Genomic DNA, 14634 nt, shown 5'->3' with positions numbered 1-14634 from the left:
GATCTTGACCTCGATTGGGTGCCGCGCAACTTAGCCACCGCCCCCCAGCCGGGCAAGGAGGCAGCCCGGAGGGCGGTTCGATGCGTGTCCTGCTTGCCACCACCGATCCCGTGCGCCTCTCCTTCCTCATCGCCCTGCTGCGCGACGGCGGCTGCGATCCGGTGGTGCTCGATGGCCATATCGGCGCGCTCGAAGGCGGCATCGGCGCCTTTCCCCGGCGCCTCGCCGTGCCGGAGGACCAGGAAGCGCAGGCGCGGCGCATCCTGCGGGAGGCGCAGGAAACGGAGGGCTGGCGATGACGACGGAGGACACGCTCCTCAACGGCCGCGTCCGCCTCCGTCAACCCGAACGCGGCCTGCGCGCCGGGCACGACGCCGTGCTGCTCGCCGCCAGCATCCCCGCGAAACCCGGCCAGGCGGTGCTGGAGGCGGGCTGCGGCACCGGCGCGGTCTTCCTCTGCCTGCTGGCCCGCATCCCCGGCCTGCGCGTCACCGCGATCGAACGGGACCCCGGCCTCGCCGCCCTGGCGCGGGAGAACGCCGCCCTCAATGGCTGGGCGGACCAGGTGACGGTGCTGGAGGCCGACATCACCGACCCCGCGCTGCGCCCCACGCTCCCGCCCATCGCCCACGCCTTCGCCAACCCGCCCTACTGGCCCGCCGGCACCCGGCCGCCCGAATCCATCCGCGCCAACGCGACCCATGCGGAGGACACGCCCCTCACGGCCTGGACCAGCCTGCTCGCCCACCGCCTGGCCCGCCTCGGCAGCCTCACCCTCATCCTGCCCGCCGCCCGCCTGGCCGATGGCATCGCCGCCCTGACCACCGCGCATTGCGGCAGCCACACCCTCCTCCCCCTCTGGCCCCGCCCCGGCCAGGCCGCGAAACGCATCCTCCTCGCCGCCCGCCACCACGGCCGCAGCCCGGCACGCGTGCTGCCGGGGCTGGCGCTGCATGACGGGGACGGGACGGCGGAGGCGGTGCTGAGGGAGGGGGCCGGGCTGGGGATGTAGCGGCGATGGCCAGGGGAAGAGGCTCCGCCCCTTCCCCGTACCCCAACCCCGCAAAGGGGCAGCGGCCCCTTTGATCCCCCTTCAATCGATGAAAAGCCTGGGGTCCAGGGGCCCGCTGACCCCTGGCGGAGTGAGGTCTGGAGAGGGGCCGGAGGCCCTTCTCCAGGGGCAACCCGCGCTACATCCCCCGCGCCGGCACCCCCCCCACGCGCGCCCGCGCCGCCACATCCGCCGTCACCGCCGCGCCGGCCGCGACAATAGCGTCCGGGCCGATCAGGCGGCCGGCGATGGTGGTGCTGCCGGCGCCGATCAGGCAGCGGGCGCCGATGCGGACCTGGCCGCACAGGATGGCGCCCGGGGCGATGTGGCCGCCTTCGTCCACCGTGCATTCGTGTTCGACGATGGCGCCGGTGTTGATCAGGCAGAGGCGTCCGATTCGCGCCTCCGGCCCGACCACCGCGCGGGCGAGGATCTGGGCTCCCTCCCCCAGGCTCGCATGGGCGGAGACGAGGGCCGTAGGGTGCACGAGGGTCGGCAGGGTGAAGCCCAGGCCGCGCGCCAGGTCGCCGAGGCGGAGCCGCGCGGCATTGTCGCCGATGGCGATCACGGCGCCGCCGATGCCCCGGGCCCGCAGCGCGGGCAGCAGGTCCAGCCCGCCCAGGACCGCCTGGCCCAGCACGGGCGGGCGGCTGGCGTCATTGTCCACCAGCCCGGCGATCCGCTGCCCCAGCAGCAGCAGGGCTTCCACCACCGGCCGCGCGTGGCCGCCGGCGCCGATGACGATGACCTGGTGTTCCCCTGCGCGCACGCCCGCCGCCTCCTGCCGCCGCGCCGATCCTAGCGGAACCGCGCCACCGCGTCCGGTAGACGTGGCGGCGGCGGGCGCCTATCTCCCCCGCCATGCTCGCCGCCATTCGCATCGCCGCGCTCATCCTGCTTCTCATGCTGGGGGGGCTGTGGGCCTCGGCCTGGCTCGGCAAGGGGGATGACGACACCGTCGCCGATGCCTTCCTGCGCCGCATCGCCTCCATCTTCGGGCAGGACATGCCGGCGCCGGCCGCGGGGGGCGTGCAATTGCCGCAGGGCCTGGCGCTGGGCGGGCCCTTCAGCCTGGTGAACCACGAAGGCCGCGCGGTCACGCAGGCGGATTTCGCCGGCGGCTTCATGCTGGTCTATTTCGGCTTCACCTATTGCCCCGATGTCTGCCCAACGGAACTCGGCATCATCGCCACCGCCATGGACCTGCTGGGGGAGCAGGAGCGGCGGGTGACGCCCGTGCTCATCTCCATCGACCCGGAGCGCGACACACCCGAGGCACTGGCCGACTACGTCTCCCGCTTCCATCCCCGCATGGTCGGCCTGACCGGCACGGCGGAACAGGTCGCCGCCGCCGCCCGGGCGTATCGTGTATTCTACGCAAAGGTGAACAGGCCGGAGATGAGCCAGTACCTGATGGACCACTCCTCCTTCATCTACCTGGTCGGCCCGGATGGCCGCGTCCGCACGCTGTTCCGGCCGGAAACCGCGCCGGAGACGATCGCCCAGTCGGTCCGCGCCCATATGCGCACCGCCGGGGGCTGACCGAACCCTTCTGAAGCGGAGGGTTCCGGCGCGCCTCAACCCAAGCTATTGTGCGCGCCGCGCGTCGGAGACCCCGGCGCCGTACTGGGAGCTGCATGCTGCATGTCTGACGAGGAACGGGATCCGTCCGGCCGCGATGCGGGCCGCGCGCCCTCTGGGCCGCCGCGTCACACGCGCCGGCTGTCCGACAAGATCCTGATCGCCTTCCACCATGCCTGCGACCAGGGCGACTTCGAGGTCGCGGAGGAACTGCTCCGCATCCTCGAGATGATGCTGACCCGCCGCCCCGTCTCGCCGGACGTCAACCGCCGGAAGAACATGGAAAGCCTGGTCGCGGCCCATGAACGGCTGTGGCTGCTGCGGCACCCCGACGCGTCCGAGAACTGAAGACGACAACGCCCGCGGCGCTGCCGCCGCGGGCGATTGACAGCCGCAACCGGCGCCCCGCATCGCGGGGCGCCGTTGTCGTTTTCAGCGTCGCCCGGTCAGCTCGATCTCGCCTTCCGGCTGCGCGCTGGTGAAGGTGGAGCCACCGAAGGCTTCCTCCCACGACCCTTCGGTGCTGGCGCGCGAATACTCGGTCGCGCGGTTCTCGAAGAAGTTCGTGTGCTCGATCGCGTTCAGCATCTCATCGAGCCAGGGCAGCGGGTTCTTCTCGACGTTGTAGAGCGGGTTGAGGCCCAGCTGCTGCAGGCGGCGATCCGCGATGAAGCGGATGTAGGTCTTGGTCTGCTCGGCATCGAGGCCCTGCACGCCGCCCAGTTCGAAGGCCAGGTCGATGAAGGCGTCCTCATGATCCACGATGGTGGAGCAGATCAGGTAGAGGTCGCGCTTCAGCTCCTCCGTCCAGATCTCGGGGTTCTCCTGCACGAAGGTGCGGAACAGCCGGATCACGGACAGGCAGTGCAGCGTCTCGTCGCGCACCGACCAGCTGACGATCTGCCCCATCCCCTTCATCTTGTTGAACCGAGGAAAGTTCATGAGGATGGCGAAGGAGGCGAAGAGCTGCAGCCCTTCCGTGAAGGCGCCGAAGGCGGCCAGCGTCTTCGCGATCTCGGTCTTGTTCTCGACCGAGAAGGAATGCATGTAGTCGTACTTGTCCTTCATCTCCTTGTACTTGAGGAAGGCCGTGTACTCGATCTCCGGCATCCCGATGGTGTCGAGAAGGTGGGAGTACGCCGCGATGTGGATCGTCTCGGTGTTGGAGAACGCCGACATCATCATCAGCACTTCGGTCGGCTTGAAGACCTGGCTGTACTGCTTCATGTAGCAGTTGTTCACCTCGACGTCGGCCTGGGTGAAGAAGCGGAAGATCTGCGTCAGCAGGTTCCGCTCGGACCCCGTCAGGTTCTTCTGCCAATCCTTCACGTCATCGGCCAGCGGCACTTCCTCCGGCAGCCAATGGATGCGCTGCTGCTGCAGCCACGCCTCATAGGCCCAGGGGTAGCGGAACGGCTTGTAGACGGGATTCGCCGTCAGCAGGTCGAAGCGGATTGGCAGTTCGTCGCGCGGGAAGGAATCGTCGGGCATGATGATGATGCTCTCGTCTACGAAATCGTCAGTTGGCGAAGTGGTGGTCAGACGCGCGTTGTGAAGAACCGTCCCGCATGCTCCGCGCCAGTTCCACCGCGACGCGGTCGAGGTCGGCAACAAGCCGCCGCACCTCCGTCACCGGCCCGCGCAGTTCCAGCATGCGGTCGAGGTCGCGTTCCAGCGCGCGCTTGCGCGCGCGAAGCCCCGCCGGTTCGCTCGGCAGCATGTCGAGGTCGATGACCGGCAGCGTCACTGGCATGCCAGGCATTCCTCGAAGTCATTGCCGTTGGCGGTCGCATTCGCCCCGGCATCCAGGCCGCGCGCCACCAGCAGCGCCGGCGCCGCGGCGCCATCGTTATGCGCGGCCATGACATCGCCCTGGCCCACCACCTTGGCGCTGATCGTATCCGCGCGCTGGATGGACAGGCTGCGGCAGTAGTAGAGCGACTTCACGCCCTTCTTCCACGCCATCATGTGGATCTGGTGCAGATCCTTCTTGTGGACATTGGCCGGCAGGAACAGGTTCACCGACTGCGACTGGCAGATGAAGGGCGTGCGGTCGGCGGCGTGTTCCACCACCCAGCGCTGGTCCAGTTCGAACGCCGTGCGGAAGGTCAGCTTCTCCTGCTCCGTGAGGAAGTCGAGGTGCTGGACGCTGCCCTTGGTGACGGTGATGCTGGTCCAGGTTTCCTCATCGTCCCGCCCATGCTTCGCCAGCACCTTCTTCAGATGCGGGTTGCGGACGATGTAGGACCCAGACAGCGTCTTGTGGTTGTAGACATTGGCCGCGATCGGCTCGATCCCCGGCGAGGCGCCGCCGCAGATGATGGAGATGCTGGCCGTCGGCGCGATCGCGATCTTGTTCGAGAAGCGCTCCATGAAGCCGTATTCCGCGGCGTCCGGGCAGGGCCCGCGCTCCTCCGCCAGCATGCGGCTCGCGAAATCGGCCTGTTCGCGGATGTGCTTGAACATCCGCTTGTTCCACACCTTCGCGATCGCGCTTTCGAACGGCACGTTCATCGCCTGCAGGAAGCTGTGGAAGCCCATCACGCCGAGGCCCACGCTGCGTTCCCGCATCGCGCTGTACTTCGCCCGCGCCATGCTGTCCGGCGCCGTGTCGATGAAGGACTGCAGCACGTTGTCGAGGAAGCGCATCACATCGGGGATGAAGCGCGGATGGTCCTTCCACTCGAACCAGGTCTCGCAGTTCAGCGACGACAGGCAGCACACCGCCGTGCGCTCCATCCCATGCTGGTCGATGCCCGTCGGCAGCGTGATCTCGCTGCACAGGTTGGAGGTCTTCACCTCCAGGCCCGAGAGCTTGTGGTGCTCCGGCCGCGCGCGGTTCACGTGGTCGGAGTAGATGATGTAGGGCTCGCCCGTCTCGATCCGCGCCGTCAGGATGCGGATCCAGATGCTGCGCGCGGAGACCTTGCGCATCAGCGCCCCGTCCTTGGGGGAGACCAGCGCCCATTCCTCGTCATTCTCGACGGCGCGCATGAAGGCGTCGGACAGCAGCACGCCGTGGTGCAGGTTCAGCGCCTTGCGGTTCGGGTCGCCGCCCGTCGGCCGCCGCATCTCGAGGAATTCCTCGATCTCCGGATGGTTCACCGGCAGGTAGCAGGCGGCCGAGCCGCGGCGCAGGCTGCCCTGGCTGATCGCCAGCGTCAGGCTGTCCATCACCCGGATGAAGGGAATGACGCCGGAGGTCTTGCCGTTGCGGCCGACCTTCTCCCCGATGCCGCGCAGGTTGCCCCAGTAGGACCCGATGCCGCCCCCCTTGGCGGCCAGCCACACATTCTCGTTCCAGAGGCCGACGATGCCATCCAGGCTGTCGCTGGCCTCGTTCAGGAAGCAGGAGATCGGCAGCCCCCGCGTGGTGCCGCCATTCGACAGCACCGGGGTCGCCGGCATGAACCACAGGCGGCTGATATAGTCATAGATCCGCTGCGCATGCGCCGCGTCATCGCCATAGGCGGACGCCACCCGCGCGAACAAGTCCTGGTAGGACTCCCCCGGCAGCAGGTAGCGGTCATCAAGCGTCGCCTTGCCGAAATCCGTCAGCAGCGCATCGCGCGACCGATCGATCCGAACCTGGCCATGGCCTTCAAGCTGAACTGCATCAAACACGACCAACCCCCCGAAATTGCTCCGCAGTGACGGAGCGACTCCCCCGTGGCGCGGAGAATGCCCCCGACGGGCCCAGTCCAACAAGATGTAGTGTTGCCACACTCACTCAAACACCACATGCGCCCCGCAGTTCACCTGTTGCAATTTTTTTCGGTTGGCTAAAGGGGTGCCGAAGTTCCCGTTTCGTTCATTGACGAACTGCAAATTACGCCCTGCCCGCGCCCGGCTCCACCCCCAATCGCGCGGGATTCCAAGCCATCCCCGATGTCCCCGCTATCCACAGGCCCGTGCGGCAATCAGCGCCCCGCCCCCTTCGCGAAGCAGCCCGGCGCCCCCATCATGCCCACCACAAGATATAGGGATTGGACACCATGCGCCTGACGCTCCGCCGCCGCGCCCTCCTCGCCGCGCCGGCCGCCCTGCTGGCGGCCCCCGCACTCGGCCAGGGCACCTCCCCCGGCGCCTGGCCGCAGCGCCCGATCCGGATCGTGGTGCCCTTCGGCGGCGGCGGCGGGTCGGATGTCACCACCCGCATCATCGCGCCCCGGCTGCAGGACGTGCTCGGCCAGCCCGTGGTGATCGAGAACCGTGCCGGCGCCGGGGGCGTGGTCGGCACCGACTATGTTGCCAAGCAGCCCCCCACTGGCGATGTCTTCGTCCTGGCCACCCTCTCGCCCATCGGCCTGGCCCCGGGCCTGCCCACGCCCATGCCCTTCGACCCGATCCGGGACCTGACGCCGGTCGCCCCCACCGTCTTCGTCCCGATCGGCCTCGCCATCACCCAGCGCGGCGTCACCGCCCGCACGGCGCAGGAATTCGTCGCCCTGATGAAGGCGCGGCCGGGCTTCTACCAGTATGGCAGCTCGGGCGTCGGCTCCTCCGGCCACATCGCCGCCGCCACCTTCGCCATCAAGACGGGGACGGAGGCGATCCACGTCCCCTATCGCGGCGGCGGCCAGGTCTTCACCGCGCTCCAGTCCGGGGAGATCCACTACTGCGCCGACATCGCCAGCCTGCTGAAGCCCTTCCACGATGCCGGCACGGCGCGGATCATCTTCATGGCGACCGATGACCGCTCCTCCCTGGTGCCGGATGTGCCGACGGCGCGGGAAGCGGGCATGCCGGACTACAAGGCCTATTCCTGGTACGGCATCTTCGGCCCCGCCGGCCTGGCCCGCCCGATCGTGGACCGCATGGCCCAGGCGCTGGAGACGGTGCTCTCCGACGCCACCATCAAGCGGCGGTTCGAGGAGATGGGCACCCCCGCCATGACCGGCTGGAACCCCGACCGCTTCGCCGCCTATGTGCGGGAGGAGAACGCCACCTGGGCGCCCCTCGTCCGCAGCCTGAACATCCGGGAATAGGTCGGCCCCGGCCGCATCGACCCGGCCGGTCTTTCTTATCGACCCCGCAATGCCGGCGGGCGCATGATGCGCGCGGCCGGCCATGCCGCGCACCGGATGACGAAACCGGTGAAACAGACGCGACATGGTCCGGCCACGGATCAAGGGCAGAATGCCCCCACCATTCTCCCGGAGTCGCCGGCCATGCCCGCGCGAATCGATGCCGTCTCCATGCTCCAGGGCCTGGCCCTGGGCCTGCTCTTCACCACCGCGGCCGCCCGCATCTCCGCCACCCGCGCCGGCGCGGCCACGGGGGGCCTCTCCCTCTTTCGTGTCGTGACCATGCGCGGCGACATGCTCATCGGCCTGGCCCGCCAGGACATCCCCGGCAGCGGCACCGGGCCGGAGGCCGATCGCCTGGCCGGCCGCATCGCGGCGGAGGGGGAGCTGACCGCCTGGCGCTACGTGGTTCGCCGCGGCGCGGATGGCACCACCCGCCTCGTGGCGCGCGACCGCGTCTGCCTGCTGCGGCAGGATGTGCTGATGCTGGAACCCCACGCGCCGGCCATCCCGGTCCTGCCGCCGCCCGGCCCCTGACACCGGCCGCGCGCCGCGCCTGTGCCAGGGGAACGGGGGGGGGATGCGCGCCGCCGCGCGCCGCGCTTTGATCGCGCACCCCCGGGAGCCCCGCCATGACCCAGCTTCGCCGCCGCACCGCCCTCGCCCTGCCCTTCGCCGCCCCCTTGGCCAGCCCGGCCCTGGCCCAGGCCCCTTGGCCGACGCGCCCCATCCGCATCGTCGTCGCCTTCGGCACCGGCGGCGGCACGGACATCACAACCCGCCTCCTCGCGCCCCGGCTGTCGGAAATCCTGGGCCAGCCCGTGGTGGTCGAGAATCGCGTGGGCGCCGGCGGAACCGTCGGCGCGGACTACGTCGCCAAGCAGCCCCCGAACGGGGAGACCTTCCTCCTCGCCACCGTCTCCAACATGGCGCTCGCCCTCGGCCTCTATGCCCGGCTGCCCTATGATCCGCTGCGGGACCTGGCCTCCGTCGCGCCGACGGTCTTCATCCCGCTCGCCATCTCGGCCTCGGCGAGGCTCGGCGTGACCAACGCGCAGGATTTCATCGCCCTGCTCCGCGCCAATCCCGGCCGCTTCAGCTATGGCAGTGCCGGCGCCGGCACCTCCGGCCATATCTGCTCCTCCTCCTTCCTCGCCCGCATCGGCGCGACGGCGGAACACGTCACCTACCGCAACCCCGGCCAGACCTTCCTCGCGCTCCAGCAGGGGGAGATCGCCTTCACCACCGACATCCCGAGCCTGCTGGCCCCCTTCCACCGCGATGGCAGCGCCCGGATGATGTTCGTCACGACGGAGGAGCGCAGCCCCTCCGCGCCCGATGTGCCGACGGCGCGGGAGATCGGGCTCGGCGAGTTCAAGGCCTATTCCTGGTACGGCATCTACGCCCCCGGCGGCACGCCGCGGCCGATCGTGGACCGCATGGCGGCCGCCATCGACCAGGCGCTCGGCGACCCCACCATCAGCCGCCGCTTCGATGACATGGGCACGCCGGCCATGCGCGGCTGGACCCCCGAACGTTTCAGCGATTTCCTCAGATCCGAGATCGACCTCTGGGTGCCGCTGGTGCGGGCGTCGGGCGCGCGGGCAGATTGATCCGCGCCTCCGGCGCGCGGGCCGATTGATCCGCCCCACCCACCGACCCAGACTGCCCCTTCTGCATCACGAGGACCCGGCCATGCCGCATGATGGCATCCCGCATCACCACCACCACGATGACGAACCGCACCACCACACGCCCGAGGATGGCTGGAAGAACACCGGCGTCCGCGTCATCCCCGGCGACAGCCTGGACACCAACACCGCCCAGACCCCCGGCATGAACCGCGCCGCGGCCATCAACCTGGCGCGCGTCGGTGCGCAGAAGATCTGGGCCGGCACCGTGCATATCCACGCCAATGCCAAGACCGGCGCGCATCATCACGGCGCCCTCGAATCCGTGATCTATGTCCTGAAGGGCCGCGCCCGGATGCGATGGGGGGAGAAGCTGGAATTCGTCGCCGAGGCCGGCCCCGGCGACTTCATCTTCGTCCCCCCCTACGTCCCCCACCAGGAGATCAACGCCAGCAGTGATGAGACGCTGGAATGCGTCCTCGTCCGCTCGGACAATGAGGCGGTTGTGGTGAACCTGGAGATCGAGCCGGTGGAGAAGCCGGAACAGGTCCTCTGGGTGGACCCGATCCACAAGGCGCCGTGACACCCGAAGCCCTCTCCCCCCAACGGGGGGAGAGGGTTGGGTGCGGGGGTCCGCACCGCCAGCATCAGGCTTTCAGCACGCTGAAGCCCTCACGCCTTCAGCACATGCTCCGTCGTGTAGAGCCGCGTGGCACGTTCGAGAAAATGGCCGACATCGTGGATGATCGCCTGGCGCCCTGCCTCGCTGTCGAACCACTGCGCGGCCATGACCTCGGCGGACGGGAAGTGCAGTTCCGCCACGCCGCCGAAACGCGGCACGGGCAGGTCATCCGGCGCGATCGCCTCCACCCAATCCCGCACGTAGCGCCCCATGCCGACATGGACGCGCAGCGCCAGCGGGGCGTGGTGCGTCCATAGCCGCCGCGCGGTGGCGGGCGGCAGGTCCTCGTGGAAGCACATCAGCGCCAGGAACTTCACGCCCGGCGCGGGGCCACCGGCGGGACGCGACAACTCATCCTTCTCCACCGTCTCCGCCACCCGGATGGAGGCCTGCGGCAGCCCCGCGATGCGCGGCGCCAGCCAGCCCAGCGCCTCCTCCAGCGCGGCTCCCTCCCCCCAGGCATCGATGACCGCGTCGAAGGCGGGCTCAGCCGGCGCGGGCGCCTCCCCCGGCCGCTGCCAGGGCGGCACGGCGGGCGTGGCATCGACCAGGCAGGCCGAAAGCGCGGACAGGCCCGGCACCGCCGCCAGCAGCCCCGGCGCCAGCCCGGCCAGCACCTCCGCCCGGAAGCCCGCGCGATCGGCGCCGGGCGGCGCGGCCAGGAAGACACGATGCTTGGGCATGGATTGTGTGCTCCCCCTCCGCAGACCCGCCGACCGCTACCGGATCGGGCGCTCTCGCGTCATCCCTCGATCGTCAGGAAAGACCAGCGCTCACGGTACGACTCCGCCTTGCGACGGAACAGGTCGGGCCGTTCATCAACCGGGTTATGCCGCAATACGCCGGCCGCCAGATCGTCCAGCCCATCCGGCGCATACACCTCCCCGGTCGTCGCTTCGATCCCGATGCAGGTGCAGGCGACGAGGAAGCGGTCGATGCCCTGCCGGGCCGATGCCAGGCGGGGGTAGGGCGTGCCGAAGCGCCCGGGATACCAGAGATGCACGCGGGCCTGGTTCCGCAACTCGATGGCCGCCGGCAGATGGGCGGTCGCCGCGCGCAAGCGCTGGATGGCATCGTCCTCCGCTTCCCAGGACAGGTCGCGATCATCGAAATAGAAGACGTCGTAATCCTTGATGCCCCAGCCCGCCGCGCGTCCGGCGCGACGGTTCCACACCGCCTGGAACACGCATCCCGCTGTCAGATGGGCCTGCGGCAATCCCAGCGCCGGCAGCAGGTCCAGCAGCGCCGCATTGACCGGATTGGCCCGGACGAGGTCGAGGATCCACGACTGCTCCCGCGGCGTCACGATGCCGCCCGCACCCCGCACCAATCCGCGATGAAGGCCGCGATGGTCAGCGTGCAGGTCCTGAGGTCCGCCAGCGAGGTGCGTTCATCGAAGCCATGCGCCCCCTCGCCCCTCGGCCCGTAGCAGAGGCCCGGCACGCCCATGTACAGCCCGTAGTAGCGCGCATCATTCACCGCCGTGCTGCGCCGTTCCGGCATCGCGCCGCCATGCACGGCCTGGTGCGCGGCCGCCAGCACGGCCTCGGCCTCCGACCCCGGTTCCAGCACATAGGGGTCGGTCTGGAAGCCGTGCCAGGTGATCTCGGGCGGGTTGTTGGCCAGGAAGGAATCGCCCTTCGCAGCCTCCCGCACCACCGCCTCCACCCCCGCCATCGCTTCCTGCGGCGTGGTGCCGGGCAGCAGGCCGATACGGCAATCGACCTCGCACCAGGATGGCGTCGATGAAGCCCAGTCACCGCCCCGGATGATGCCGGGATTGAACTTGATGGGGTCCGTCGCGCCGTACCAGGGATCGTCCCGCCCCACCTGGTTCAGCACCTTGGTGTGGGCGTAGAGCGCGTTGATCAGCGCATAGGCGGACATGATGGCGTTGGTGCCGTCCTGCGCCACCATCACATGCACCGGCACGCCGCGGACCTTGAGGCGGAACCAGATCGTGCCGGTCTGGCTGCGCGTGATGGCATGGCCCGTGGGTTCCGGCACCAAAGCGGCCTCCGCCCGGTAGCCACGCAGCAGAGTCGCCAGCGCGCCATTGCCGGTGCTCTCCTCCTCCGTCACGGTCTGGAGGTAGACATCGGCCGCGGGTTCCAGCCCCGCCGCGCGGATCGCATCCATGGCGAAGACCATGGCGGCCACGCCCGCCTTCATGTCATGCGCGCCGCGGCCGTAGAGCCACCCGTCGCGGATCACCGCGGCATAGGGCGGGTGGGTCCACATCGCATGCGGGCCTTCCGGCACCACGTCGATATGCCCCTGCAGGATCAGGCTTCGTCCGGTCGGGTTCGCGGCGCGATGCGTCGCCACCACCTGCACGCTGCGCGCGGGGTCCGCATCCACCATCGGCGCGGCCTTGGGGTGCCCGTCCAGCGGCACGTCGGCCAGGGTGAAGCGATCCATCGCATAGCCCCGCGCGGCCAACTCCCGATGCACCCAGTCCTGCAACGGCGCCTCCGCCCCGCGCAGGGAGGGAAACCGCACCAGGTCCTGCAGGAACGCCACCTCCTTCTCGAACCCCGCCTCCACGGCGGCGCGGAGACGGTCGAGGATCGCGGGGTCGGGCATGCGGCGCGGCCTTGGGATGTTGCCCCCGCATGGAACACGACCCGCGCCGCGCTGCGAAGCCTCAGCCCGGCGGCAGGTCCAGCACCGCGCGGGCGAAGGCCTCGGGCGCTTCCTGCGGCAGGTTGTGGCCGATGCGCGGCAGCACCCGCCGATCATACGCCCCGGTGAAGAAGCGATGATGCCCGGCCGAGCCCTCCGCCGGCCCGACGCCATCGCTGCCGCCATGCAGGTTGATGCTGGGCACCGTGATCGTGGGCCGCGCCGCCAGCGCCGCCTCCACGGCTTCCAGCGCCGGGTCGCCGGCGGCATAGCCGTAGCGGTGGCGGTAGGACTGGATCACGACGCTGACGAAATCCGGATTGTCGAAGGCGCTCGCGCTGGCCGCGAAGGTCGCGTCATCGAAGGCCCAGTCGGGCGACCAGAGCCGCCACAGCAGCCGCGCGATGCCGCGCCGGTCCGCCTCCAGCCCCGCCCGCCCGCGCTCCGTGTGGAAATAATACTGGTACCACCAGCGATGTTCCTGCTCGGCCGGGGCCGGCCGGGCGGCGCCCGCGATGTCCTGGATGTTGTAGCCCGTGCCGGTCACCAGCCCCGCCACGCGCGCCGGCCAGAGCGCGGCGACGATGCAGGCCGCCCGTCCGCCCCAATCGTAGCCGGCGACCACCGCGCGCTCGATCCGCAGCGCATCGAGAAGGTCGAGGAGATCCTGCCCCAGCGCCGCCTGCTGGCCGGATCGCGGCGTCTCCGCGGCCAGGAACCGCGTCGGCCCATAGCCCCGGAGGTAGGGCACCAGGCAGCGCCGCCCTGCCGCGACCAGCCGCGCCACCACCCCGTCATAGGCCCGCGGTGCATAGGGAAAGCCGTGCAGCAGCAGGACGGGCGGGCCATCCGGCGGGCCGGATTCCTCACAGGCGATGTCGAGAACCGGCGTGCGGAGGCTGCGCATCATCCGGGGATCATGGCCCCTCCCGGCCCGCGCCGGGAAGGGCCACGTCACGTCACCTCAGCGCATCGGCGGCGCGTATTGCAGCCCGCCGCGGGTCCAGAGGTTGTTGATGCCGCGCTGCGTGCCGAGCGGCGTCACATGGCGGTCCCACACCTCGCCGAAATTGCCGACGCTGCGCACCACCTTCGCCGCCCAGTCATTCTCCAGCCCCAGCATCCGGCCGAGGTCGCCCGTGCGGCCCATGAAGCGCTGGATGTCGGGGTTGGTGCTGGTGGCGAAGCTGTCGACATTCGCCTGGGTGATGCCGTGCTCCTCCGCCGTCAGCAGCGCGAAATGCGTCCAGCGCACGATGTCGAACCAGCGGAAATCACCCTTCCGCACCACCGGCCCCAGCGGTTCCTTGCTGATCACTTCCGGCAGCAGGATGTATTCCCCGGCCTGCGCCCCCTGCCCCGCACGGAACGCCGCGAGCGTCGAGGTGTCCGACGAATAGGCATCGCAGCGGCCCGCGACGAAGGCGGAGCGGATCTCCTCGATATTGTCGAACAGCACGGGCTGCAGCCGCATCCGGTTGGCCCGGAAGTAGTCCGCGACATTCAGCTCGGTCGTGGAGCCCGCCTGGAGGCAGACGCTCGCGCCATCCAGCTGCGCGGCGGAGGTGACGCCAAGGCTGCGGCGCACCATGAAGCCGTTGCCGTCGTAGTAGTTCACGCCGGCGAAGACGAGGCCGAGCTGCGCTTCCCGCGACAGCGTCCAGGTGGTGGCGCGCACCAGCAGGTCGATCTCGCCCGCCTGCAACGCGGTGAAGCGCTGCTGCGCCGACAGCGGCACGAAGCGCACACGCTCCGGATCGCCCAGCAGCGCGGCGGCGACGGCGCGGCAGTAATCGGCATCGAGGCCGCGGAACACGCCGCGGCTGTCCGGTGACGCGAAGCCGATGGTGTTCGGCGTCACGCCGCAGGCCAGCTGGCCGCGGGCGCGGATGGCGGCGACGGTATCGGCCGGCGCGGCGGGCGCGGTCTGCGCCAGCGCCGGCAGCGCGGAAGCCAGCAGCGCGACGGCGCCGGCGATGAAGCTCTTCATGCTTGCCTTCCTCCAACGAAGAAGGGGGCGGCGGTCACCCGCCGCCC

At 70.0% G+C, this 14634-nt stretch carries 17 protein-coding genes; 8 read left to right on the top strand and 9 right to left on the bottom strand.

Features of this window, described 5'->3' with window-relative positions; all coding sequences use genetic code 11:
* Positions 1–80 precede the first annotated feature (80 nt).
* The gene (locus BM041_RS14820) at positions 81–299 is read left to right on the top strand and encodes a putative signal transducing protein (protein ID WP_092960844.1); all 219 of its coding nucleotides are present in this window, start codon (positions 81–83) and stop codon (positions 297–299) included.
* Positions 296–1012, top strand: coding sequence for a tRNA1(Val) (adenine(37)-N6)-methyltransferase (locus BM041_RS31845; RefSeq protein WP_092960654.1), 717 nt, complete (start codon positions 296–298; stop codon positions 1010–1012). The genes BM041_RS14820 and BM041_RS31845 overlap by 4 nt, the downstream gene beginning before the upstream one ends.
* Before the next feature lie 178 nt (positions 1013–1190).
* Here BM041_RS31845 and BM041_RS14810 read toward each other — a convergent pair whose 3' ends face one another.
* Positions 1191–1820 carry an acetyltransferase gene (locus BM041_RS14810; RefSeq protein ID WP_092960653.1) on the bottom strand — a complete coding sequence of 210 codons (630 nt, stop codon included), beginning with the start codon at positions 1818–1820 and terminating at the stop codon, positions 1191–1193.
* A 92-nt stretch (positions 1821–1912) separates the two neighbouring features.
* Between BM041_RS14810 and BM041_RS14805 the strand changes: the two genes are divergently transcribed.
* Positions 1913–2593, top strand: coding sequence for an SCO family protein (locus tag BM041_RS14805; RefSeq protein WP_092960652.1), 681 nt, complete (start codon positions 1913–1915; stop codon positions 2591–2593).
* Positions 2594–2695: 102 nt separating this feature from the next.
* A complete protein-coding gene (locus BM041_RS14800; protein WP_092960651.1) occupies positions 2696–2980 on the top strand; it encodes a hypothetical protein in 285 nt (94 codons plus the stop codon).
* Positions 2981–3064: 84 nt separating this feature from the next.
* Here BM041_RS14800 and BM041_RS14795 read toward each other — a convergent pair whose 3' ends face one another.
* Genes BM041_RS14795 through BM041_RS14785 form a run of 3 tightly spaced genes read right to left on the bottom strand, consistent with a single transcriptional unit; the run spans position 3065 to position 6256 of the window.
* Positions 3065–4123, bottom strand: a complete 1059-nt coding sequence (locus BM041_RS14795) for a ribonucleotide-diphosphate reductase subunit beta (RefSeq protein ID WP_092960650.1) — start codon at positions 4121–4123, stop codon at positions 3065–3067.
* 28 nt (positions 4124–4151) lie between these two features.
* A complete protein-coding gene (locus tag BM041_RS14790; RefSeq protein WP_092960649.1) occupies positions 4152–4385 on the bottom strand; it encodes a hypothetical protein in 234 nt (77 codons plus the stop codon).
* A complete protein-coding gene (locus BM041_RS14785; protein WP_175533945.1) occupies positions 4376–6256 on the bottom strand; it encodes a ribonucleoside-diphosphate reductase subunit alpha in 1881 nt (626 codons plus the stop codon). The genes BM041_RS14790 and BM041_RS14785 overlap by 10 nt, the downstream gene beginning before the upstream one ends.
* Before the next feature lie 371 nt (positions 6257–6627).
* Between BM041_RS14785 and BM041_RS14780 the strand changes: the two genes are divergently transcribed.
* From BM041_RS14780 to BM041_RS14765, 4 genes are all read left to right on the top strand, one after another.
* Positions 6628–7620: a Bug family tripartite tricarboxylate transporter substrate binding protein gene (locus tag BM041_RS14780; RefSeq protein ID WP_092960648.1), complete on the top strand. Its 993-nt coding sequence runs from the start codon at positions 6628–6630 to the stop codon at positions 7618–7620.
* Positions 7621–7803: 183 nt separating this feature from the next.
* Positions 7804–8196 carry a hypothetical protein gene (locus BM041_RS14775; RefSeq protein WP_139226070.1) on the top strand — a complete coding sequence of 131 codons (393 nt, stop codon included), beginning with the start codon at positions 7804–7806 and terminating at the stop codon, positions 8194–8196.
* Between the two features lie 95 nt (positions 8197–8291).
* Positions 8292–9272 (top strand): Bug family tripartite tricarboxylate transporter substrate binding protein, encoded by a 981-nt coding sequence (locus tag BM041_RS14770; protein WP_092960646.1) that lies wholly within the window; start codon positions 8292–8294, stop codon positions 9270–9272.
* Between the two features lie 82 nt (positions 9273–9354).
* Entirely contained in the window at positions 9355–9873 is a 519-nt protein-coding gene (locus BM041_RS14765; RefSeq protein WP_092960645.1) for a cupin domain-containing protein, read from the top strand.
* An 89-nt stretch (positions 9874–9962) separates the two neighbouring features.
* On the opposite strand, the gene BM041_RS14760 is transcribed toward BM041_RS14765, so the two are convergent.
* From BM041_RS14760 to BM041_RS14740, 5 genes are all read right to left on the bottom strand, one after another.
* Complete coding sequence (locus BM041_RS14760; protein ID WP_092960644.1) at positions 9963–10655, bottom strand: EthD domain-containing protein; 693 nt, start codon at positions 10653–10655, stop codon at positions 9963–9965.
* A 59-nt stretch (positions 10656–10714) separates the two neighbouring features.
* Positions 10715–11299, bottom strand: coding sequence for a nucleotidyltransferase family protein (locus BM041_RS14755; protein ID WP_245762098.1), 585 nt, complete (start codon positions 11297–11299; stop codon positions 10715–10717).
* Positions 11275–12558 (bottom strand): ArgE/DapE family deacylase, encoded by a 1284-nt coding sequence (locus tag BM041_RS14750; protein WP_092960643.1) that lies wholly within the window; start codon positions 12556–12558, stop codon positions 11275–11277. Before BM041_RS14750 ends, BM041_RS14755 begins: the two co-directional genes overlap by 25 nt.
* Before the next feature lie 61 nt (positions 12559–12619).
* Positions 12620–13507, bottom strand: a complete 888-nt coding sequence (locus BM041_RS14745) for an alpha/beta fold hydrolase (RefSeq protein WP_092960642.1) — start codon at positions 13505–13507, stop codon at positions 12620–12622.
* Positions 13508–13561: 54 nt separating this feature from the next.
* Positions 13562–14587, bottom strand: coding sequence for an amino acid ABC transporter substrate-binding protein (locus BM041_RS14740; protein ID WP_092960641.1), 1026 nt, complete (start codon positions 14585–14587; stop codon positions 13562–13564).
* Between the last annotated feature and the right edge of the window lie 47 nt (positions 14588–14634).

The organism is Falsiroseomonas stagni DSM 19981, assembly GCF_900114315.1.
Lineage (GTDB): Bacteria > Pseudomonadota > Alphaproteobacteria > Acetobacterales > Acetobacteraceae > Falsiroseomonas > Falsiroseomonas stagni.
This window is presented reverse-complemented; position numbering and strand designations above follow the sequence as displayed.

Bases quoted from the DNA above. Each gene is read 5' to 3' on its own strand.
- BM041_RS14795 (WP_092960650.1), bottom strand. From the start codon at position 4,123: ATGCCCGACGATTCCTTCCCGCGCGACGAACTGCCAATCCGCTTCGAC.
- BM041_RS14805 (WP_092960652.1), top strand. From the start codon at position 1,913: ATGCTCGCCGCCATTCGCATCGCCGCGCTCATCCTGCTTCTCATGCTG.
- BM041_RS14745 (WP_092960642.1), bottom strand. From the start codon at position 13,507: ATGATGCGCAGCCTCCGCACGCCGGTTCTCGACATCGCCTGTGAGGAA.
- BM041_RS14775 (WP_139226070.1), top strand. From the start codon at position 7,804: ATGCCCGCGCGAATCGATGCCGTCTCCATGCTCCAGGGCCTGGCCCTG.
- BM041_RS14750 (WP_092960643.1), bottom strand. From the start codon at position 12,558: ATGCCCGACCCCGCGATCCTCGACCGTCTCCGCGCCGCCGTGGAGGCG.
- BM041_RS14800 (WP_092960651.1), top strand. From the start codon at position 2,696: ATGTCTGACGAGGAACGGGATCCGTCCGGCCGCGATGCGGGCCGCGCG.
- BM041_RS14765 (WP_092960645.1), top strand. From the start codon at position 9,355: ATGCCGCATGATGGCATCCCGCATCACCACCACCACGATGACGAACCG.
- BM041_RS14740 (WP_092960641.1), bottom strand. From the start codon at position 14,587: ATGAAGAGCTTCATCGCCGGCGCCGTCGCGCTGCTGGCTTCCGCGCTG.
- BM041_RS14790 (WP_092960649.1), bottom strand. From the start codon at position 4,385: ATGCCAGTGACGCTGCCGGTCATCGACCTCGACATGCTGCCGAGCGAA.
- BM041_RS31845 (WP_092960654.1), top strand. From the start codon at position 296: ATGACGACGGAGGACACGCTCCTCAACGGCCGCGTCCGCCTCCGTCAA.
- BM041_RS14770 (WP_092960646.1), top strand. From the start codon at position 8,292: ATGACCCAGCTTCGCCGCCGCACCGCCCTCGCCCTGCCCTTCGCCGCC.
- BM041_RS14760 (WP_092960644.1), bottom strand. From the start codon at position 10,655: ATGCCCAAGCATCGTGTCTTCCTGGCCGCGCCGCCCGGCGCCGATCGC.
- BM041_RS14780 (WP_092960648.1), top strand. From the start codon at position 6,628: ATGCGCCTGACGCTCCGCCGCCGCGCCCTCCTCGCCGCGCCGGCCGCC.
- BM041_RS14820 (WP_092960844.1), top strand. From the start codon at position 81: ATGCGTGTCCTGCTTGCCACCACCGATCCCGTGCGCCTCTCCTTCCTC.